The sequence below is a fragment of the Actinoplanes sp. NPDC048791 genome (assembly GCF_040650095.1).
GTDB lineage: Bacteria > Actinomycetota > Actinomycetes > Mycobacteriales > Micromonosporaceae > Actinoplanes.
Genome location: NZ_JBEZGQ010001251.1, coordinates 1 through 2169, shown reverse-complemented (window position 1 = coordinate 2169; position 2169 = coordinate 1). Strand labels below are relative to the sequence as shown.

Below are 2169 nucleotides of genomic sequence, written 5' to 3'. Positions count from 1 at the left end.
TGCAGAAACAGCAGCCACGGCAGGTCGTCGCCGGCCCGCTCCGGGGCCACGACCTCCCGGGCGAAGAGCTCGATGGCCGGTCCGCCGGGGTCGTCGTGATCCAGCGGTACGGCGAGAACATGGTCGCGGAAGCTCAGCCCCGGAGTAGCGATCATGCCGCCACGGTATCCGCCGCCCCGGCCCGTCAGTCGTGCGTCAGCGCGGCGATCAGAGCCGGATCCGCCAGCACGGCCTGGGCCACCTCGGTGAGCTTGCGGTTGGTGCGGCGGGAGTAGCCGCGCAACGCCGTGAAGGCGGCATCGATGGAGATGTCGTGGGCCTGGGCGATCGCACCCTTGGCCTGCTCGATGACGATCCGGCTGTTCAGCGCGCCCTGCAACTGCTCGGTGAGGACCTCACCGCGGCGCACCGCGCGCTCCTGGAGCAGGGCGATCGCGGCCACGTCGGTGAGCGCCTGCACGATCGGCACGTCCGCGTCGTCGAAGTTGCCGCCGACCGTGCTGCCGAAGACGTTGAGTGCCCCGATGACCTCCTGGCGTACCCGCATCGGGAACGCGTGCACGGACCGGAAACCCGCGGCGAGGGCGTGCCGGGTGAACTCCGGCCAGCGGGTGCCCTCGTCCGCCAGGTCCGCGTTGAGCACCGGCTGGGCGGTGCGGTACGCGTCGAAGCACGGCCCCTCGCTCATCTGCACCTGGAAGATCTCCAGGATCCGGGCCTTCTCGTCCGAGGCGGCCATGAAGCGCAGCCGCCCGCGCTGGTCCGCCAGCAGGATGCCGACCGCGGAGGCACCGACCAGGTCCGCCGTGCGCACGGTCAGCATGTGCAGGAAGTCGTGCAGGTCGAAGTCGTCCACAAGCGTGTCCGCCACCTCGACGAAGATCCGCGAGAGACGCTCGGCCGATACGGTCGTCATGTCTTCCTCCGGTGCATGGACTGCTTCCTCGAAGTCTTCACCCATCACGCTCGAAGCGCAGTTCGCGCGCCACTATCGCGCGGGCCACGTCGGCGAGCCGGCGGTCGCGGGCGTACGCGTACGCCCGGATCCGGGCCATCGCCTCCGGCAGCGTGCCGCCGATCTGGACCATGACCATGCCCTGGGCCTGGAACAACTCCGTCGTCGCGCCCAGCGGCTCGTCCCCGTCCAGCCCGTCGGCCAGCAGCACCGTGACCGCCCGGTCGGCCAGGGTCAGCGCCCGTCCCAGTTCGGCACCGGAGAGCGAGCCGGTCCGGGCGCGGAACAAGTCGAGGACGCCGAGCTGGGCAGCGCCGATCTGGAGCGGGAACGCGAAGACGGCGCACATGCCGGCCTCCAGCACCGCCGAGGCGTAGGCCGGCCAGCGCTGGAGTCCCTCGCTCGCCAGATCGGCCACCAGCACCGGACTGCGGTCGGCGGAAGCGTCGACGCACGGGCCCTCGCCCAGGACGAACTGCAGCTCCTCGAGGCGTTCGCTCACCGGGTCCGCCGCGGTCAGCATGCTGAACTGCCGGTCCTGGGCGAGCACGGACAGCCCGGCACCCGAGGCGGGCAGCGTCCGCACCGCCAGACGGCAGAGCCGGCGCAACCGGTCGACGCGATCGCCGGGTTCGAGGTCCATCGACATCGCCGCTCACCCGCCGGTGCGGGGAGGGCGGTGCCACTGCGGCGCCGAGCGGGACATGGCCGCACCTTTCGGCTGAGGTGCTGCCGGGGTCCGGGGCAGCCGAGCATCGACGTGCTGGTCGACCGGCTCACCGTACCGCAGGCCGGCCGTCCGGGACCCGTGTCCTCAGAGCACAGTGTGGCCGCGTACGACGGCGGCGGCGAGGTCCGACACCCGCTGATTACGGCTGCGGGCGGCCCCGCGGAGCAGTGCGAACGCCTCCTCGACGGCAAGACCGTGCCGGCCGGCGATCAGCCCCTTCGCCTGCTCGATCTCGATCCGGCTCTGCAGCGCGTTCTGCAGTTGCCCGGCCACCACCTGACCGTGCCGGATCGCGCGTTCCTGCAACAGCCCGATCGAGGCGACGTCCGCGAACGCCTGCGCGGTGTCCACCGTCCGGGCCGGCAGCTCGCCGGGCCGGGGACGGAACAGGCTCAGGGCGCCGAGAGACTCGGTCCGCAGGCGCATCGGGAAGACGTGCACCGCGGCGAACCCGGCCCGGCGGGCCTCGTCGGCGAACCCGGGC

Annotated in this window: 3 protein-coding genes; all 3 read right to left on the bottom strand. The window is 72.2% G+C overall.

Annotated elements, in window-relative coordinates:
* Nucleotides 1-184 precede the first annotated feature (184 nt).
* On the bottom strand, nt 185-916 hold the full coding sequence (locus AB0C29_RS45020) for a GAF and ANTAR domain-containing protein (RefSeq protein ID WP_360834030.1): 732 nt from the start codon (nt 914-916) through the stop codon (nt 185-187).
* 37 nt (nt 917-953) lie between these two features.
* Nucleotides 954-1598, bottom strand: coding sequence for a GAF and ANTAR domain-containing protein (locus AB0C29_RS45015; protein ID WP_360834028.1), 645 nt, complete (start codon nt 1596-1598; stop codon nt 954-956).
* A 171-nt stretch (nt 1599-1769) separates the two neighbouring features.
* On the bottom strand, nt 1770-2169 hold a 400-nt coding region (locus AB0C29_RS45010), incomplete at its 5' end, for an ANTAR domain-containing protein (RefSeq protein WP_360834026.1).

What these genes read in the sequence shown, in the direction of transcription:
- AB0C29_RS45015 (WP_360834028.1), bottom strand. Translation starts at nt 1,598, where the DNA reads ATGGACCTCGAACCCGGCGATCGCGTCGACCGGTTGCGCCGGCTCTGC.
- AB0C29_RS45020 (WP_360834030.1), bottom strand. Translation starts at nt 916, where the DNA reads ATGACGACCGTATCGGCCGAGCGTCTCTCGCGGATCTTCGTCGAGGTG.